At 61.3% G+C, this 18,013-nt stretch carries 16 protein-coding genes; 6 read left to right on the forward strand and 10 right to left on the reverse strand.

The genetic code is table 11. The annotated features are described in order from the left end of the window. The first annotated feature begins 96 nt into the window (after positions 1 to 96). From PZN02_RS17415 to PZN02_RS17435, 5 genes are read left to right on the forward strand one after another with little or no spacing between them, the layout of a single operon-like run. Entirely contained in the window at positions 97 to 1,989 is a 1,893-nt protein-coding gene (locus PZN02_RS17415) for a peptidylprolyl isomerase (RefSeq protein ID WP_280659186.1), read from the forward strand. Between the two features lie 33 nt (positions 1,990 to 2,022). Next, a complete protein-coding gene (trpD, locus tag PZN02_RS17420; protein ID WP_280659187.1) occupies positions 2,023 to 3,036 on the forward strand; it encodes an anthranilate phosphoribosyltransferase in 1,014 nt (337 codons plus the stop codon). A gap of 15 nt (positions 3,037 to 3,051) precedes the next feature. Then, on the forward strand, positions 3,052 to 3,867 hold the full coding sequence (gene trpC / locus PZN02_RS17425) for an indole-3-glycerol phosphate synthase TrpC (protein ID WP_280659188.1): 816 nt from the start codon (positions 3,052 to 3,054) through the stop codon (positions 3,865 to 3,867). Then, entirely contained in the window at positions 3,867 to 4,361 is a 495-nt protein-coding gene (gene moaC / locus PZN02_RS17430) for a cyclic pyranopterin monophosphate synthase MoaC (RefSeq protein WP_280659189.1), read from the forward strand. The genes trpC and moaC overlap by 1 nt, the downstream gene beginning before the upstream one ends. After that, positions 4,361 to 5,572, forward strand: coding sequence for a molybdopterin molybdotransferase MoeA (locus PZN02_RS17435; RefSeq protein ID WP_280659190.1), 1,212 nt, complete (start codon positions 4,361 to 4,363; stop codon positions 5,570 to 5,572). Before moaC ends, PZN02_RS17435 begins: the two co-directional genes overlap by 1 nt. Positions 5,573 to 5,768: 196 nt before the next feature. On the opposite strand, the gene PZN02_RS17440 is transcribed toward PZN02_RS17435, so the two are convergent. The 8 genes from PZN02_RS17440 to pcsA form a co-directional block, all read right to left on the reverse strand. Next, complete coding sequence (locus PZN02_RS17440; protein WP_280659191.1) at positions 5,769 to 7,061, reverse strand: hemolysin family protein; 1,293 nt, start codon at positions 7,059 to 7,061, stop codon at positions 5,769 to 5,771. 119 nt (positions 7,062 to 7,180) lie between these two features. Continuing rightward, positions 7,181 to 7,927 carry a FadR/GntR family transcriptional regulator gene (locus tag PZN02_RS17445; RefSeq protein ID WP_280659192.1) on the reverse strand — a complete coding sequence of 249 codons (747 nt, stop codon included), beginning with the start codon at positions 7,925 to 7,927 and terminating at the stop codon, positions 7,181 to 7,183. 262 nt (positions 7,928 to 8,189) lie between these two features. Continuing rightward, positions 8,190 to 9,260, reverse strand: coding sequence for a BMP family ABC transporter substrate-binding protein (locus tag PZN02_RS17450; RefSeq protein ID WP_280659193.1), 1,071 nt, complete (start codon positions 9,258 to 9,260; stop codon positions 8,190 to 8,192). Positions 9,261 to 9,304: 44 nt separating this feature from the next. Continuing rightward, positions 9,305 to 10,225, reverse strand: a complete 921-nt coding sequence (locus tag PZN02_RS17455; RefSeq protein ID WP_280659194.1) for an ABC transporter permease — start codon at positions 10,223 to 10,225, stop codon at positions 9,305 to 9,307. Then, entirely contained in the window at positions 10,225 to 11,319 is a 1,095-nt protein-coding gene (locus PZN02_RS17460; protein ID WP_280659195.1) for an ABC transporter permease, read from the reverse strand. Before PZN02_RS17460 ends, PZN02_RS17455 begins: the two co-directional genes overlap by 1 nt. Beyond that, positions 11,309 to 12,883 carry an ABC transporter ATP-binding protein gene (locus PZN02_RS17465; RefSeq protein ID WP_280659196.1) on the reverse strand — a complete coding sequence of 525 codons (1,575 nt, stop codon included), beginning with the start codon at positions 12,881 to 12,883 and terminating at the stop codon, positions 11,309 to 11,311. The genes PZN02_RS17460 and PZN02_RS17465 overlap by 11 nt, the downstream gene beginning before the upstream one ends. A 49-nt stretch (positions 12,884 to 12,932) precedes the next feature. Next, positions 12,933 to 13,910, reverse strand: a complete 978-nt coding sequence (locus tag PZN02_RS17470) for a quinone oxidoreductase family protein (RefSeq protein ID WP_280659197.1) — start codon at positions 13,908 to 13,910, stop codon at positions 12,933 to 12,935. Between the two features lie 9 nt (positions 13,911 to 13,919). Further along, a complete protein-coding gene (gene pcsA, locus PZN02_RS17475; RefSeq protein ID WP_280659198.1) occupies positions 13,920 to 14,645 on the reverse strand; it encodes a phosphatidylcholine synthase in 726 nt (241 codons plus the stop codon). A gap of 262 nt (positions 14,646 to 14,907) precedes the next feature. On the opposite strand from pcsA, the gene PZN02_RS17480 reads away from it, so the two are divergent. Continuing rightward, positions 14,908 to 16,113 (forward strand): UbiH/UbiF family hydroxylase, encoded by a 1,206-nt coding sequence (locus tag PZN02_RS17480; RefSeq protein ID WP_280659199.1) that lies wholly within the window; start codon positions 14,908 to 14,910, stop codon positions 16,111 to 16,113. On the opposite strand, the gene PZN02_RS17485 is transcribed toward PZN02_RS17480, so the two are convergent. Both PZN02_RS17485 and PZN02_RS17490 read right to left on the reverse strand, forming a co-directional pair. Then, entirely contained in the window at positions 16,087 to 17,043 is a 957-nt protein-coding gene (locus PZN02_RS17485) for an AEC family transporter (RefSeq protein ID WP_280659200.1), read from the reverse strand. The two genes, PZN02_RS17480 and PZN02_RS17485, sit on opposite strands and share 27 nt — an antisense overlap. Before the next feature lie 27 nt (positions 17,044 to 17,070). Further along, the gene (locus PZN02_RS17490) at positions 17,071 to 17,817 is read right to left on the reverse strand and encodes a cytochrome c biogenesis CcdA family protein (RefSeq protein ID WP_280659201.1); all 747 of its coding nucleotides are present in this window, start codon (positions 17,815 to 17,817) and stop codon (positions 17,071 to 17,073) included. Positions 17,818 to 18,013: the final 196 nt, after the last annotated feature.

Here is an 18,013-nt window from a genome sequence, read left to right on the forward strand (position 1 = left end):
GCCGCGAAGCGCCCTTCAATTCCTGTTTGGTTTGTTCTAAGGAACGAATTCGTTTTTGGCGTAACGCCACCGTACTGCAACAAGGTTTCTGCCCCTATGCTCGAATCGCTCAGAAAAGCTTCCCAGACATGGATCGTCAAAGGCCTGATGGCCGTTCTCGTCATGTCGTTCATGGTATGGGGCGGCCAGACGTTGATGGTGGCAAACACTCCCAACGCGGTGGTGACGGTCGGTGATATCAAGGTCTCTCCGAGCGACTTTCGCCTGGCATACGAGCGCCAACTGAGCCTGCTTTCTCGGCAGCTCGGAACGCCGCTGACGCGCCAGCAGGCCCGTGCCTTCGGCATCGAGTCGCAGGTTTACTCTCAGCTGGTCGCCGGTGCTGCGCTCGATCAGCTCGCGCAGGATATGAACCTTGGCCTCTCCGAGGATCGGCTTGCGAAGCTCATCGGCGAGGATCCGGCCTTCCACAGCGTCAACGGCCAGTTCGACCGGCTGACTTTCTCGAGCGTGTTGCGCAATGCGGGTCTGACCGAGCAAGACTACATCAACAACCGCAGCCAGGTTGCGGTGCGGTCTCAGATCGTCGATGCGCTGTCCGACGGATACACCGCTCCCAAGGTGCTGGCCGACGCCGTCAGCAAATATCGCCACGAAAAGCGCTCGATCGACTACCTGCTGCTGTCGAACGCGAATATCGATGCGGTCAAGGCGCCGGCCGACGACGTGCTTGCGCCCTGGTTCGAAAGTCACAAGGCGAACTATCGCGCTCCCGAATATCGCAAGTTCAGCTATATCAAGCTGGAGCCGGAAGATCTGGTCGCGACCGAGGCCGTGTCCGAAGAGGAGTTGCGCGCCGACTACGAGAAGCGCAAGGAAAGTTTCCGCTCGGCGGCAATGAGAACCGTCGAACAGCTCGCCTTTCCTTCACGGGAAGCAGCAGACGCTGCGGCAACCAAGCTCTCCGCCGGCACCTCCTTCGACGATCTGGTCAAGGCCGAGGGCAAGACCGCGACAGACGTTCTCCTCGGTGAATTCACGAAGGAGCGCATGCCCGACGCGAAAGTCGCCGATGCCGCCTTCGCCGTTCCGGCGGAGGGGGGTGTCACGCCGGTTGTGGACGGCGCGTTCGGCCCGGTTATCCTGCGCGTAACCAACATCAAACCGGAAACCACACGCAGCTTCGACGAGGTGAAGGAGGAACTGCGGAAGGAAATCGCCCTTTCGGCAGCGCGCGAAGAGGTCGTCAACCTTCACGATCGGATCGAGGACGAGCGCGCCGCCGGCGCCACGGTCAAGCAAGTGGCCGATCAGATGAAACTGAAGCTCGTCACGATCGACGCGATCGACGCCACGGGCAAGGATCAAAACGGCGATGAGGTCCAGGGAATTCCGGAGCCGCGCGCGCTTCTCCAGGAAGTCTTCAAGGCGGAAGTGGGGCTCGACACGCTTTCCGTCAACATCGGCCGTGACGGCTCTGCGTGGTTCGATCTAGAAGAGATCATCCCCGCCCGCGACCGCAAGCTGGATGAGGTTCGCGACGAGGTCGCGGCAGACTGGACTGCCGAACAACAGCGGGCGGCCCTCGCCACCAAGGCGGCCGAGCTTAAGCAACGCATCGAGAAGGGCGCAAAGCTTGCCGACATAGCGAGCGAACTTGGCCTCGTCGTTGAAACGAAAACTGCCCTGACCCGCGCGACCGAAGATGCTGCGTTGAGCCCAGCCGCTGTCGCGGCGGCCTTTGGCGGCGCCAACGGACATGTTGCCAACGCGCCGGGCATTGGCGGAGAAGGGCAGGTCCTCCTCCAGGTAACGGCTGTCGACGATAGCGATCCCGCAAACGTCCTCGACAACGATAGCCGCCAGATCGAGGCCATCGCACGCGCGAGCGGAGACGACATCCTTGATCAGATGGTCTCCACCCTGCAGACGGCTTACGGTGTGGCGATCAACCAGACACTCGCCGAAACCGCATTGGCGCAACGCTGATGGACAAGACGCTGACGGACAGGGGGAGAACTCATGAGTGATTTGAAGCCGTTCGTCGCGAAAGTGGCAACTCGCGAGGCACTCAATCGTGAAGACGCACGGGCCGCCTTCGAGATCATCATGTCCGGAGCTGCGACGCCTTCGCAAATCGGCGGCTTCCTGATGGCGCTTCGGGTACGCGGCGAAACCGTCGACGAAATCGTCGGAGCGGTTAGCGCAATGCGCGCACGCATGCTGCCGGTCGAGGCGCCGGAAGACGCGATCGACATCGTCGGCACGGGTGGTGACGGGGCCGGCACCTACAACATCTCGACGCTCGCTTCGCTGATCGTCGCCGGCGCCGGCGTCCCGGTCGCCAAGCACGGCAACCGGGCGCTGAGTTCGAAATCCGGCACGGCCGACGCGCTGTCTTGCCTGGGCGTCAAACTCGATATCGGACCCGAAGCGATCGCGCGCTGCATCAGGGAGGCCGGTGTCGGTTTCATGTTCGCCCAACAGCACCATTCCGCGATGCGGCATGTCGGCCCGACGCGGGTCGAACTCGGTACGCGAACGATCTTCAATCTGCTCGGCCCACTCTCGAATCCGGCCGGCGTCAAGCGGCAGCTCGTCGGCGTCTATGCGCCGCAATGGGTGTACCCGCTTGCCGAAGTTCTGCGCGATCTCGGATCGGAGACCGTCTGGGTGGTCCACGGCGAAGGACTCGACGAAATCACGACGACCGGCGTCACCAAAGTCGCCGCGCTGCAGGACGGCAAGATCACGAGCTTCGAATTGACGCCGGCCGATTTCGGCCTTCAAACGGCCACGCTCGAGGCGCTCAAGGGCGGCGATGGAGCGCACAATGCCGTTGCCCTGCAGGCCGTTCTCGACGGCGCGGAGAATGCCTATCGGGACATTTCGCTTGCGAACGCCGCCGCTTCATTGATGATAGCAGGGCGCGCCAAAGACCTCGCCGAAGGCATGGCGCTCGCCCGGCAGTCGCTCTCGAGCGGTGCGGCGAAGACTGCCCTGCAGCGGCTGATCAGCGTCTCCAATGCCACTTGAGGAGAAGATGGCCCCATGACGGATATCCTGCGCCAGATAGAAGCCTACAAGCGCGACGAGATCGCCTCAGCGAAATCGCGCGTTCCGCTTGAGGAGTTGAAGGCGCGGATCGCGGATCAATCGCTGCCGCGTGGCTTCCACACCGCCCTCGCCTCGCGCCGCGATAAAGGTGAATTCGGCCTGATCGCCGAGATCAAGAAGGCAAGCCCTTCGAAAGGACTGATCCGTCCTGACTTCGATCCCCCGACGCTTGCCAAGGCCTATGCGGCCGGCGGGGCAGCTTGCCTCTCTGTCTTGACGGACAAACCAAGCTTCCAGGGCGCGCCGGAGTTCCTGACGGCGGCGCGAGCCGCCTGTGCGCTACCGGCACTGCGCAAGGACTTCATGTTCGACTCGTATCAGGTGTTCGAAGCGCGTGCCTGGGGGGCCGACTGCATCCTGTTGATCATGGCATCCTTGAGCGATGATGATGCGCGCCGCCTTGAGGACTCGGCCCTTGCACTCGGCATGGACGTCCTCATAGAAGTGCATGACGCCCGGGAGATGGAACGCGCCCTCACATTGACCTCCCCGCTCGTCGGCATCAACAATCGCAACCTCAGGACATTCGAAGTCGATCTCGCCGTGTCCGAACGGCTCGCGGCGATGGTTCCGTCGGACCGGCTGCTCGTCGGTGAAAGCGGCATCTTTACCCATGAGGATTGCCGGCGATTGGAACGAAGTGGCATCACCACCTTCCTTGTCGGCGAGAGCCTGATGAGAAAGGACGATGTCGAGGCAGCGACGCGGGCACTGCTGACGGGCTCCGGAAACGTATTGGCGGCAGAGTAATGAGCGGTCGATCCCTCACCCACATCGATAGCGCCGGCGAGGCGAACATGGTCGATGTCGGCGATAAGACCGAGACCGTGCGCGTCGCCGTCGCCGAAGGCTATGTGCGAATGCGTCCCGAAACGCTCGCGCTGATTCTTGAGGGCAATGCCAAGAAAGGCGACGTCATCGGCACCGCACGGCTTGCCGGGATTATGGCCGCGAAACAAACGTCCAATCTCATTCCGCTCTGCCATCCGCTGATGCTGACGAAGGTCTCGGTGGAGATCGTGCCGGACGACGCCCTGCCGGGGCTCCGCGTCGAGGCGATGGCAAAGCTGACCGGCCGGACCGGCGTCGAGATGGAGGCCCTGACCGCCGTCAGCATCGCCTGCCTGACGATATACGACATGGCGAAGGCTGCGGATCGCGAAATGGAGGTCGGCGGCGTTCGGCTGGTCAGCAAATCGGGTGGGCGTTCCGGCGATTACCGGCGCCAAGGAGACAACCGCTAATGTCGCTGCTTTCGGTTGAGGACGCACTCGCCAGGGTAATTGACAAAGCTCGCCCGCACCGGCGGACAGAAAGGCTCGCCCTGCACGATTGCCTCGGCCGCGTGCTAGCCGAGGATATCACCGCACGGGTCACGCACCCAGCTTTCGACAATTCGGCGATGGACGGCTACGCGGTTCGCTACGAAGACATCGTCAACATAGGTGCGCAGCTCGCCGTGATCGGCCAGTCGGCCGCGGGACGTGGATTTCGGGGAGAGGTTCGTGCCGGCGAAGCCGTTCGCATCTTTACCGGCGCGCCCCTGCCTACCGGTGCGGACACCGTCATCATCCAGGAGGACACCGAAAAGCTTTCGGGCGGGAAAATCCGCACGCTGTTCGCCCCGGCAAAGGGTCGTCACATCCGGCTAGCGGGGCAGGATTTCGTAGAGGGCGACATCGGGCTCGCCGCAGGCAGCGTTCTCGACGCCGGACGACTGACGCTCGCCGCCGGCATGAGCCATGGAAGCCTGCCGGTGTTCGAGAGACCGAAGATTGCTATCATCGCCACCGGCGACGAGTTATTGCCACCGGGAAGTTCCCTTGGTGCCGACCAGATCATCGCATCGAATACCTTTGGCGTGGCCGCCATTGCGCGCGAAAACGGCGGCGAGGTCCTTGATCTTGGCATCGTGCCGGACGATGAGGCGGCAATTTCGGCCGCTGTCGCCAAGGCACAAGCGGCAGGAGCGGACGTGCTGGTGACGCTCGGCGGAGCCTCCGTCGGCGACCATGACCTTGTTCAACCGACTCTTCTATCGCGTGGCATGGTGCTGGATTTCTGGCGCATCGCCATGCGCCCGGGCAAGCCGCTGATGGTCGGCGAGCTCTCCGGCATGACCGTCCTCGGGTTGCCGGGCAATCCTGTCTCGAGCCTCGTATGCGCATTGCTCTTTCTCGAGCCGCTGACGCGGCATCTGGCGCATCTACCGCCTCGTTCGCGAATGACAACGGCACGACTTGCGGTCCCCTTGCCCGCCAACGACCGTCGCCAGGACTATGTCCGCGCGCGACTGACGGTCGAGCCTGACGGCTCGCTCGTCGCCCATCCGTTCGCGCGTCAGGATTCCTCGATGATGAATGTCTTCGCGCAGTCCGACGGACTCATCGTTCGCGCACCGCATGCAGCGGCCACTTCAAGCGGCGATCCATGCAACGTCCTGCGGCTGCGCTAAACAGGCCCAGCCAGTCCACGAAGTCGCGCTCTCCCCGCCGCCTTGTCATACGATAGACATGGAGAGGGCATAGCAAGGAAATCACTCAATCATCTGTCCCGGCTGCTGACTACGGATGGACTAGCAGGCGCCAGGACAGTTTGAGGAAAGGTCGGGTATCGCCCGGCCTTTTGCTTTATGGCGATGTGCTTCCCTGTCAGGCTGCGTCGTCCACGCAGCGGGAGACAAGAATCTTGTCGATCCGGCGTCCGTCCATGTCGATGACCTCGAAGCGGTAACCATGAGCCTCGGCGATGTCGCCTTCCTCCGGCGTCTTGCGCAACTGCTGAACGAGAAAACCTGCGATCGTTTCGAAATTGCCGTCCGCCTCGATGCCTTCGATGCCGATCGCCAAATGAATCTCGTCGATCGGTGTGCGTCCGTCGACGAGATAGCTGCCGTCCTCGCGCAATCGGATATGCGCGTGCTCGATGTCATCGTAGTTCGACGGTAGCACACCGACGATCGCCTCCAGAATGTCAGCCGTCGTGATGATGCCCTCCGTGCTGCCATACTCATCGACGATCATCGCCATGTCGATGCTCGATGTCTTGAAGGCATCGAGCGCCTTCAGGCATGAGGCCGTCTCCGGCAGCGTCAGGATTTCGCGGAGGTGGCCACGCAGGTTGAACGGCGCAATTGCGGGGATGTTCAGAACCTCCTTGGCCAGAATCGCGCCAAGAACATCACCTGTGGGACCATCCACGACAGGATAGCGCGAATGGCCGAACTCCCGGACCTTGCGCCGGATCACCTCAAGGTCGTCGTTGACGTCGATGAAGCGCATTTCCGTCCGGTGAGTCATGATTGACTTCACGTTGCGATCGCCAAGCCGAATGATCCGGCGGAGCATTTCATGTTCCGACTTTTCGATTGCGCCGCTTTCGACGCCCTCCGCCATGATCGCCTGAACTTCCTCTTCCGTCACGTGATCCGGATCGTCCGGGCGCATGCCGAACAGGCGCATGGCCACTTCAGCCGACATCTCGAAAAGATAGACGACGGGTGCCACGATACGGGAGAGCAAAGTCATCGGCCTCGCGACGAACATCGCCAGTCCCTCGGAATTTCTGAGCGCAAGCTGTTTCGGGATGAGTTCGCCGATGACGACCGAAAGGAAGGTGATGAGGGTCACCACCAGCCCGACGGCGACAGTGTGGCCGTAGGGGCTGATCCAAGCCACTTCATCGAAGAACGGCGCTATCTTGGCAGCAATCGTTGCGCCGCCATAGGCACCCGCCAGGATGCCGACAAGGGTAATGCCAACCTGGACCGTGGAGAGGAACTTCCCGGGATCCTCGGCCAGCTTCAGTGCGGCCTCCGCCCGTCGATTTCCCTGTTTGACCATTTGGCGAAGCAGCGGTTTGCTTGCCGAGACGATTGCCATTTCCGAGAGCGCAAAGAAAGCGTTGATCAAAAGCAAAGCGAAAATTACGAAAATCTCGGACATGGTCTCCAGGTCGCCGTTGATGCAAGGCCGCACCGCGCGGGACGACCATCTCCCAGATAGGCTACGCGCGGAGATCGGGCAAGGTCGCGCTACAATTTCATGGCGAGCGATAGTCGGCCTCAGGCGGTATCCGCGTGCAGCGCCTGTCGAACGCGATCGCGCCCGACCTTTATGACATGTTCCATCGCCGAACGCGCGCCCGCCTCGTTCCTTCTCCCGATTTCCTCGACGATTCGAATGTGGTTGCGGGCAACCTCGTCGATGCCGTTTTTTTCGGCGGTGGGTGAGCTCAACTTGAATACACCAACAAGTGCCGCCTCGATCAAGCTGCCGACCGTGCGCAGGAAGGGGTTCCCGGAAGCGTCCAGCACGGAAAGATGGAACTTGAGGTCGGCAACGGCCAGGCTTTCCGCGGTATGATTCGCGTCGCCCATGGCGACGGCAAGGCGCATCATGCCAGCGATCTCTGCATCGGTCGCGTTTCGCGCCGCCAGCGCCGCGGCGTGCGGCTCGAACGCCAGCCGCACCTCGCTGAGGTGGTACAAGAACTCGTCATCGACGCCGGATACAAAATGCCAGGTCAGGATGTCGCTGTCGAAGAGGTTCCAATCATTTTTGGGTCTCACGCGCGTGCCGATGCGCGCGCGCGGTACCACAAGTCCCTTGGCCGCCAAGGTTTTCATCGCTTCGCGCAGGACCGTTCTCGAAACCCTGAAACGAGCCGCCAGTTCCGGATCACCGGGCAGAATGCTGCCGACCGGAAATTCCCCCGAAACGATCGCTTTTCCGAGCTGGTCCACCACTTGTGCATGGCTTGTGCGCTTCGGTGCGCCGGATATCACTGTATCAAACAGGCTCTTGCTCAACCCGTTCCCCCTCCCAAGATTACCTCCGCGGAGGTCGCGCGCTCGTCAATTGGTGCGTGGCGTTCAACCGCCATCTTCATCCCCGGCGCGAAAGTATTCAACTTTAGTTCGAATAAGCGATTCCTCAAAGCCGGTCCGAAACCAGGGCTAAGGGCGGTTTGTCGCACCTGATATCGCCCACCCGAATTGGCAAACCCCGCGTCGCGACGCGGGGTTTGCCGACCTTGGAAACTCGATGACGTTACCGCTTGGGCTAGGCCGCTTATTGCGGCAGTTTGTCGTCGACACCTTCAACGTAGAAGTTCATGCCGAGCAACGTGGCGTCATCGGAGCTTTCACCCGTCTTCAGCCATGCGCTGCCGTCCTGCTTGTTGAGCGGACCGGTGAACGGCTTCAATTCACCGGATTTGATCTTGGCCTCGGTTTCCTCGGCCATCGCCTTCACGTCATCAGGCATGTTGGTATAGGGCGCCATCGTCAAGATGCCGTCTTTCAAGCCATCCCAGCTCGACGTCGTTTCCCACTTTCCGTCGAGGAAGGCCTGCGTGCGCTTCACATAGTAGGCACCCCAGGTGTCGACGATGGCCGTCAGCTGCGTCTGCGGGCCTGCCGCAATCATATCGGATGCCTGGCCGAACGCCTTGATGCCACGCTCGGCAGCGACCTGCATGGGCGCGGTCGTGTCGGTGTGCTGCGTCAGGATATCGACGCCTTGGTCGACCAGCGCCTTGGCGGCGTCGGCCTCCTTGCCGGGATCGAACCAGGTGTTCGCCCATACGACCTTGATCTTGAAGTCCGGATTGACCGAGCGGGCGCCAATCACGAAGGAGTTGATACCCATCACGACTTCAGGGATCGGGAACGAAGCGATGTAGCCGGCGACGCCCTTCTGCGAAAGCTTAGCTGCGATCTGGCCCTGAATGTAGCGACCTTCGTAGAAGCGGCTGTTATAGGTCGCGACGTTCGGAGCGGTCTTATAGCCGGTGGCGTGTTCGAACTTCACGTCAGGGAACTTTTGCGCAATCTTGATCGTCGCGTCCATGAAGCCGAATGACGTGGTGAAGATCAGCCCGCAGCCCGACCGCGCCAGCCGTTCGATGGCACGCTCGGCGTCAGGCCCCTCCGGCACGTTTTCGAGAAACTGCGTCTCGATCTTGTCGCCAAGTTCCTTTTCGAGCTGCTGACGACCGACGTCATGCGCTTGCGTCCAGCCGCCGTCGGTCTTGGAGCCAACATAGACGAAGCAGATCTTGGCCTTTTCCTGGGCACTTGCCGCCGACGTGAAGCCGAGCACGGCAGTTGTGGTTGCGAGGGCGAGCAGTAGTTTTTTCATTTTTACCTCTGTCGGTTGAGAACTTCCGTCTGGCTTGTTGTTGTTCACCGGTCCGGCACAAACGGTTTGCCGAGCGATGCCGGCGTGTTGATCAGGGTCATGCGCCGGTTGTGTGAGATAAGGATAAGTACGACAACTGTCGCAACATAGGGAAGCGAAGAAAGGAACTGCGAGGGAATGCCGATGCCGAAAGCCTGCGCGTGAAGCTGGCTGATCGAAACCGCCCCGAACAGATATCCGCCGGCGACGATGCGCCAGGGGCGCCAGGACGCGAAGACCACCAGGGCAAGCGCAATCCAGCCGCGCCCCGCCGACATGTTCTCCACCCATTGCGGCGTATAGACGAGTGACAGCTGCGCACCGGCGAGACCGGCGCAGGCACCGCCAAACAAGACGGCCAGATAGCGCGTTCTGATGACGTCGACGCCGAGCGCATGGGCAGAGGCGTGACTGTCGCCGACGGCGCGCAACTTCAGGCCCGTGCGGCTCCGGAACAAGAACCAATGGATACCGGCAACCACTGCGATCGATAGATAGAAAATGGCGTCCTGTCGAAACAGCAGCGGTCCGAGAAACGGAATCTGGGAGAGGAGCGGTATCGCGATCGGTTGCAGCTTGATCCCTTGCATCCCGAGGAAACTCTCGCCCAGCATACCGGAGACGCCAAGCCCCAGGAGCGTCAATGCCAGGCCGGTCGCCACCTGATTGGCGACAAGCGTCAACGTAAGGAAGGCAAAAAGGAGCGAAAACAGCGACCCGCATGCGATGCCGGCAAGCAGGCCAACGTAGGGCGAACCACTGAGCTGTGTCGCGGCAAAGGCGCACACGGCGCCCATGATCATCATGCCCTCGACGCCGAGATTGAGGACGCCGGATCGCTCTGCGACAAGTTCGCCCGCGGCGGCAAGGACGAGCGGGGTAGCCGCCGTGATGACGCTCAACAGGATTGCTTCAACGATGCCCATCAGTGGCTTCCATCCGTCTTGATCGCGGCGAACCTCTCCCACACCAGCCTTATGCGATAGTGAATGAGCGTGTCGCAGGACAGCACGAAGAAGAGCAGCAGCCCCTGGAAGACACGCGTGACTTTTTCAGATACGCCGATCGAGAGCTGGGCCGCCTCGCCACCGAGATAGGTCAACGCCAGGACGAGGCCGGCGGCGATAATGCCGAGCGGATTGAGGCGACCGAGGAAGGCGACGATGATTGCCGTGAAGCCGTAGCCGGGCGAGATTACCGGCCGCAATTGCTGGATGGCGCCGCTTACTTCCGCGATCCCGGCAAGCCCCGCCAATGCTCCCGAGAACAGCATCGAAAACCAGATCATCTTACGCGACGAAAAGCCGGCGAAGCGCCCTGCCCGCGCGGATTGGCCAAGCACGGTGATCTCGAAGCCTCGCAGCGTATAACGCATCATGAACCAGACCAGAACCGCGGCAATGATGGCGAAGGCGAAGCCCCAATGCGTGCGTCCGGAAGCGAGTATCTCGGGCAGGATCGCATCGGTGGCAAAGCTGCGGGTTTCCGGAAAATTCATGCCCTGCGGATTGCGCCAGGGTCCGCGCACGAGCCAGTCGAGGAAAAGCTGGGCCACATAGACCAGCATCAGGCTCGTCAGGATCTCGTTGGTGTTCATATGCGCCTTCAGGAAGGCCGGTATCGCCGCAAAAAGTGCGCCGCCAAGCATGCCGAGCAACATCATCATCGGCAGCACCATCGGCGATTGCCAGTCATAGAAGACGACGGGCAGGATCGATCCCGCGATCGCCCCCATGATGAACTGGCCTTCGGCACCGATGTTCCAGTTGTTGGAACGGAAGCAGACGGAGAGGCCGACACCGATCAGGATCAACGGCGCAGCCTTGATCGCCAGTTCGTGCAGCGACCAGACTTCGATCAACGGTTCGACGAAGAAGCTGTAGAGTGCGGTCACCGGATTTTTGCCGAGCAGTGCGAACATGATGCCGCCGAAGACGATGGTCAGCGCGAAAGCGATGAACGGCGACAGGAGTGAGAACAGCGTCGAGACTTTGGTGCGTTTTTCGAGTTCAATGCGCATGGGCTGCTCCCGCGCCTTCCGTCTTGGCGTACATGCCCCCCATCAATAGCCCGATCTTCTCGCGTGACAGTTCCCGTGCCGGATAGGGATCGGAAAGGCGCCCCTCGCTGATGACGGCGATCTCGGTCGCCACTTCGAATATTTCGTCGAGGTCCTGGCTGATGACGAGCACGGCGGAACCTGCCTTGGCAAGGTCGACCAGTGCCTGGCGAATGCGGCTTGCCGCCCCCGCGTCGACGCCCCAGGTCGGTTGGTTCACCACGAGCACGGACGGTTGGCGATCGAGTTCGCGGCCGACAATGAATTTCTGCAGGTTGCCGCCCGAGAGTGAACCCGCCGGGGGGTCCTCGCCGCTCTTGCGAACATCCATCGCCTCGGAAATCCGCCTCGTTGCAGCCTTCACCGCGCTCTGGCGAATGATCCTGAGGAATCCGCCGCCCAGAAAGGCCCGCTTGTCGGATTGATTGCGTGCTAGGACCAGATTGTCCGACAAGGAAAGTGCTGCAACGGCCGCGTGCCCATGCCGCTCCTCCGGAACGAAGCCGGCGCCCATGAGCCGTCGCGCATTGATATTCCGCGTTCCAACGGGCCTCTGCCGTATCTGTACCGCGTTGTCGTCGGCGACCGGATATTCACCCGACAAGGCGTCGAAAAGCTCGCTCTGCCCATTACCGGCGACGCCAGCGATCGCCAGCACCTCACCCGCCCGAACCTTGAGACAGATGTTCTTCAACGAAACCGCGAAAGGCGTGCGCGCCGCAACCGAAAGATGGCGCGCCTCCAACTGAACATCGCCTTTGGTGGTCGTGCCCTCCGGGGTCACCGGCGCGACATCGCTTCCGACCATCATCCGCGCCAACGAGGCCGGTGTTTCCACGCGGGGATCACAAGCTCCCGTCACCTTGCCGTGTCTCAGAACCGTCGCCCGGTCGCAAAGGCGCTGCACCTCCTCGAGACGATGGCTGATATAGAGGACGGAGCGGCCTTCCGACTTCAGTTTCCGAAGCGTCTCGAACAGGCGGTCGGCCTCCTGTGGCGTCAGCACCGAGGTCGGCTCGTCGAGAATGATCAACTGCGGATTCTGCAAGAGTGCACGCACGATCTCGATCCGCTGGCGCTCGCCGACTGAAAGATCCGCCACATGCGCCTTGGGGTCGAGAGGCAGACCATAGGCGTGCGACAGCCGCGACGCCTCGTCCGCGACGCGGCCAAGCGAGACGTTCCGATCCATCGAAAGCGCGATATTCTCTGCGACGGTCAGCGCCTCGAACAAGGAAAAATGCTGGAAAACCATGCCGATGCCGAGCTTGCGCGCGTCACCGGGGCTGCCGATGCGCACGGGTTCACCCTGCCACGTGATCTCGCCGGCCGTGGGCGCGAGCACGCCGAACAGCATTTTCACCAGGGTAGACTTGCCCGCCCCGTTCTCGCCAAGCAAGGCGTGGATTTCCCCGGGCTCTATCTGCAGATTGATCGCGTTGCAGGCTGCGAACGAGCCGAACAATTTCGTCAGGTTGCTCACGGCCAACAACGGACCGCTCGCAGTTTGTCCCTTACCAGGCACGCTGCCCTCTTTTCCCCTCTATTGATCCCCGCCCACCTTCAGGTTTCGATCACGGAATCAACAACGTCGTTCCACTCGTTTTTCTTGTTTCCAGATCCGTATGCGCCCGGCCGGCCTCGGCGAGCGGATAGGTCTGATTGATATTGATACGCACTTTGTTGCTTTGCACAACATCAAACAGGGAATTTGCGCACGCCTCCAATGCCGCTCGCGTCGAGACATAACTGAAGAGCGTCGGGCGTGTTGCAAAGAGCGAGCCCTTCTGCGCCAGGAGACCGATGCTGAACGCCTCCACCGGCCCGGAAGAGTTGCCGAAGCTGACCCAGAGCCCGCGCGGTTTCAGGCAGTCGAGCGACGCCGGATAGGTATCGTGACCGACCGAATCGTAAACGACATCGACGCCGCGACCGCCAGTCAGCGCCTTGACGCGCGCGACGAAATTGTCAGTCCGGTAGTCGATGACATGGTCGTAGCCGTGGGCGAGCGCCAGATCGATCTTCTCCTGCGAGCCGGCCGTGCCGATCACGGTCGCGCCCAGCGCCTTCGCCCACTGCCCGGCGATCAGACCGACGCCGCCGGCTGCCGCGTGGAAGAGCAATGTCGTCTCCGGGCCGACCTTGAAGGTCTGATTGAGCAGATATTGGGCGGTCATGCCCTTAAGCATCATCGCAGCCGCCGTTTCCAGGCTGATCCCGTCGGGGACCTTGACCAATTGCGATGCCTCGACATTGCGTTCGCTTGCATAGGCGCCATCGGCCGACGCGTAGGCAACGCGGTCGCCGATCGAGAACAGGTTCACTCCGTCACCCACGGCGGTGACGATGCCCGCTCCCTCCTTGCCCGGAATGAATGGCAGGCCGGTTGCCGATTTGTAGAGGCCGGTGCGGAAATAGACGTCGATGAAGTTGAGGCCAACTGCCACCTGCCGGATCTGGACCTCGCCAGGCCCGGGCGCCGACAGCGTCACCCCTTCCATTTTCAGGACCTCGGGTCCTCCGAGTTCGCGAATAACGATCGCCTGTGCCATGGTCAACTCCTACGCGCGGCCGAGATTGGGAAATATCTGCAGAACAAAACCGATGACGTAGAGGTAGAGCCCGGTCGCTACGACGCCAATAGCCACCCAGTCGGGTGTCTCGAAATGCAGAAGCAGAGCATACATGCCGAGCGCGGACCAGGCCAGGAAAACGCCGAGGTTGAGTGGTCTTAGCCGTTTGACGCGCACGGGATGGAGAAAATTGATCGGCAGGAACGTCAGCACGACGGAAAGGAAAACGACGATCGACGCCGTCACTTCGCTCGCCTGGATGACGAAGAGCGTGAAAACGACCATGTTCCAGACGACCGGGAAGCCGGAAAAGAAGTACTCGTCCGTCTTCATTCCCATGTCCGCATAATAGATCGCGCTCGACACGACGATGGCGCCTGCGGCCACGAAGGACCAAGGTTCGCCGATCATACCGCTTTGATAGAGCGCGAATGCGGGCAGCAAGACGTAGGTCACGTAGTCGATGACGTTGTCGAGCGTGTCGCCCGACCAGTTGGGCAGCACTTCCTTGACCTGTACCTTGCGCGCGATCGGCCCGTCGATGCCGTCGACGAGCAGCGCCAGCCCGAGCCACCAGAACATATCGACGAAGCGATGTTCAGCCGCCGCCACGACCCCAAGGAAAGCCAGGAACGAACCGGAGGCCGTCAGAATGTGTACGGAGAAGGCCCTTATTTCCGCATAGGGAACTCTTCTGTAGTTAAAGAACTTCATGGGCGACGCCGCCTATCCCCTACATCCGGCCTTTTGCGCGGCCACGAGGCTACACCTCGACCGCATCGCCGGCGCTTTGGCCGTAATATGCACCGTTTGCAATGCATCGCCAGCAAAATTCAACTGCAAAATCATCGCAAGGGAATTGTCCTGTGGACACGCGGCGCTTGCTTCCGCGTTGAATCTGCCCATTTATTTCAATGGGCTATGCGAGTAGAACGACTACCGAGACTTCAAGAGAATGCGCAGGGATGCGTCGGCTATGGATCACTATGACATTGTCATCATCGGAGCGGGCCTTGCAGGTTCGCTCGCCGCAATCGCGCTGGCGCGAAACGGCCACCGGGTCGCGCTGATCGGGCCGAAGCCTGCGATCGCCGACGGACGCACGACCGCGCTCATGGACCAGTCGATCGAATACCTCAAGAAGCTCGATCTCTGGAATGAGACCGTGCCGCTCACGGCCCCGCTCGTCGCCATTCATATCATCGACGACACAAAACGGCTGCTGCGTGCGCCGCCGGTCAACTTCAGGGCACCGGAAGTGGGATTGGACGCCTTCGGCTACAACATTCCAAATGCGCCCTTCCTCGAAATCCTGGAGAAGCATGAAGCCGACTTGCCGACGCTCGATCGGATGACCGTGGCGGCCACGACCTTCGATTTCCACGAAGAGGAAGTCCGGATCGGACTCGACGACGGGAAAACGATCACTGCCGACCTGATCATCGGCGCCGATGGCCGGCGCTCTGCCGTGCGCGAGGCGGCGGGCATCTCCGTGCACACATGGTCCTATCCGCAGACGGCTGTCGTGCTGAATTTTGGCCATGAGCTTCCGCACCAGGACGTTTCAACCGAGTTCCACACCGAAGCCGGCCCGTTCACGCAGGTTCCACTTCCCGGCAACCGATCGAGCCTCGTCTGGGTCCAGAAACCGCGCGATGCGGAAGCGACGCTGAAGCTCGCGCCGGATGTGCTTTCGCGGACGATCGAGGATCGGCTACAATCGATACTCGGCAAGGTTACAGCAGAAGGCATCCCGCAATTCTTCCCGCTCTCTGGCATGACGGCCCGCCGCTTCGGCAAGGGCCGCACCATGCTGGTTGGCGAAGCGGCGCATGCTTTTCCGCCGATCGGGGCCCAGGGACTCAACTTGAGCCTGCGCGATGTCATGACGCTGGTCGAACTCGTGGGACCGGCGACCGACGGCAAATTGCCGGCTGACACGGGCGATCGATTCGACAGCCGCAGGCGTATCGATATCGTCAGCAGAACCGCGAGTGTCGATCTTCTCAACCGCTCGCTGCTCTCCGGATTCCTTCCGGTTCAGGCGCTGCGCGCGATTGGCCTGCATCTGCTCTCATCCGCCGGCCCACTTCGCGGGCTGCTGATGCGCGAAGGCATTCATCCCGGCAGCGCCATTCACGCGCTTAAGGAGAGCCTAAAGATCAGCTGGAAGAGCGCCTGACCGGATCAGAAAAAGCAAGCCGGTTACGGTCGCGACCGAAAGCAGCGTCGTGATGAGGATTGTCGCCGAGGCGCGCTCCTGCCAGACATGGTACTGGTGCGCGATCACGAACACGTTCGTCGCCGTCGGCAGCGATGCGAGCAGCACCGCCGTCTGCACCCAGACGGGATCATATCCACCGCCGAGGCTGAGCGCGACATACATCAACACAGGGTGGAGAACGAGCTTCACCGGAACGATGTAACCGATTTCGACAGGGATCCGCTTGATCGGCCGCAGCGCCAGGGTAACGCCCATGGCAAACAGCGCGCAAGGAGCGGCTGCTTGCGCCAGATAATCGATCAGCCGCTGCACCGGCACCGGTGGCTGTACCGCGAGGAAAGCGGCGACGACACCGGCCAAAGTCGACAAAATGAAGGGATGCAGCGCTATCCTTCGCACAATGCCAAGCACGAGGACAGCAGGCGGCTCCTTCCGGCCGCCCACAGTCGCCATCATTGCTGGCGCAACAGTAAAGTGCGCCGCGTTCTCGAAGCAGAAGATCAGTGCAACCGGAACGGCCGCAGCTTCACCGAGCGCAAGCAGCGCCAGCCCGGGCCCCATATAGCCGATATTGCCGTAGGCGGCAGCAAATCCCTGGATCGTCGCCTCCGCAATGGTGTTCCGGCGTAGAAACAGGCCGACCGAGAAGATCAGGGCAAAGACCACATAGGTCGTCCCAACACTGGTCAAGATAAAGTCCGCGCGCGTCAGTTCTTCCACGGGTGTGCGCGAGACCAGCTTGAAGAAAAGCGCAGGCAAGGCGAGATAAACGATGAACGTGTTCAGCCAGCCCATCGCCTCGCCGGGATGATCGACAAGACGAGCAGTAAGATAGCCGAGAAAAATCAGCCCGAAGAAGGGCAGCACCAGGCCTGCAATTTCCGTCATGTCCCCTTCCCTTGCCTGCGGCGGTGCTTAGCCGATTTGCATCAGGATGGGAAAGGTCTGCTGGAACCAGATCGCGACCGAACTGATGAAGCCGAAGAGGAAGGCGAGGCCCGCCAGGACGAGCAGCGCGCCCATCAGTTTCTCGACGAGACCGAGATGACGCCGGAAGCGCGAGAGAAAATGCATGAACGCCCCGGAAAACCCGGCTGCGATCCAAAACGGAACGGCAAGGCCTAGCGAATAGATCGCCAACAGCAGCGCACCGTCGCTTACGGTGTCGCGGGCGGCGGCAACCCCGAGAATGGTACCGAGAACAGGGCCGATGCAGGGTGTCCAGCCGAAGGCGAAAGCAAGGCCCATGATATAGGCGCCGGATAGTGTCGCGGGCTTGCCACCGCCCTGAAAGCGCGCCTCACGGGCAAGCAGCCCGATGCGGAAGACGCCGAGGAAATGCAAGCCCATGACGATGATAATGATGCCACCGATACGCGACAGCAGATCCACATATTGCCGCAACAGGAGGCCGATCGACGACGCGCCCGCCCCGAGCGCCACAAAGACGGTCGCAAAACCGAGCGTGAAAAACAGTGCCGCCGGCAGCACGGCGCGCCGGGTGCTGGCGACTGCGACGGCGTCACCACCGCGAAACTGGTCAACGGAGACGCCGGCCATATAGCAGAGGTACGGCGGGACGAGTGGCAGGACGCAGGGCGAAAGAAAGGACAGAGCGCCTGCGAGGATGGCGGTCCAGATGGAAATATCAGCAATCGACAACGGCTAGAACTCCGGCACTCGGCATATCGCTCTCTATACGTATACGTATACAGCGAAACCAATCACCTTTTGGCGATCATTTTGCCGCACGCGCCCGGCCCTTTGACCGAAACCTGATCGATGGAAGCCATTCGCCTACATTCTCGATTTCCGATCGCTTCGCACCGAATGCATAAGCGTGGTATATGCATTTTTT

The sequence above is a fragment of the Sinorhizobium garamanticum genome (genome assembly GCF_029892065.1).
GTDB lineage: Bacteria > Pseudomonadota > Alphaproteobacteria > Rhizobiales > Rhizobiaceae > Sinorhizobium > Sinorhizobium garamanticum.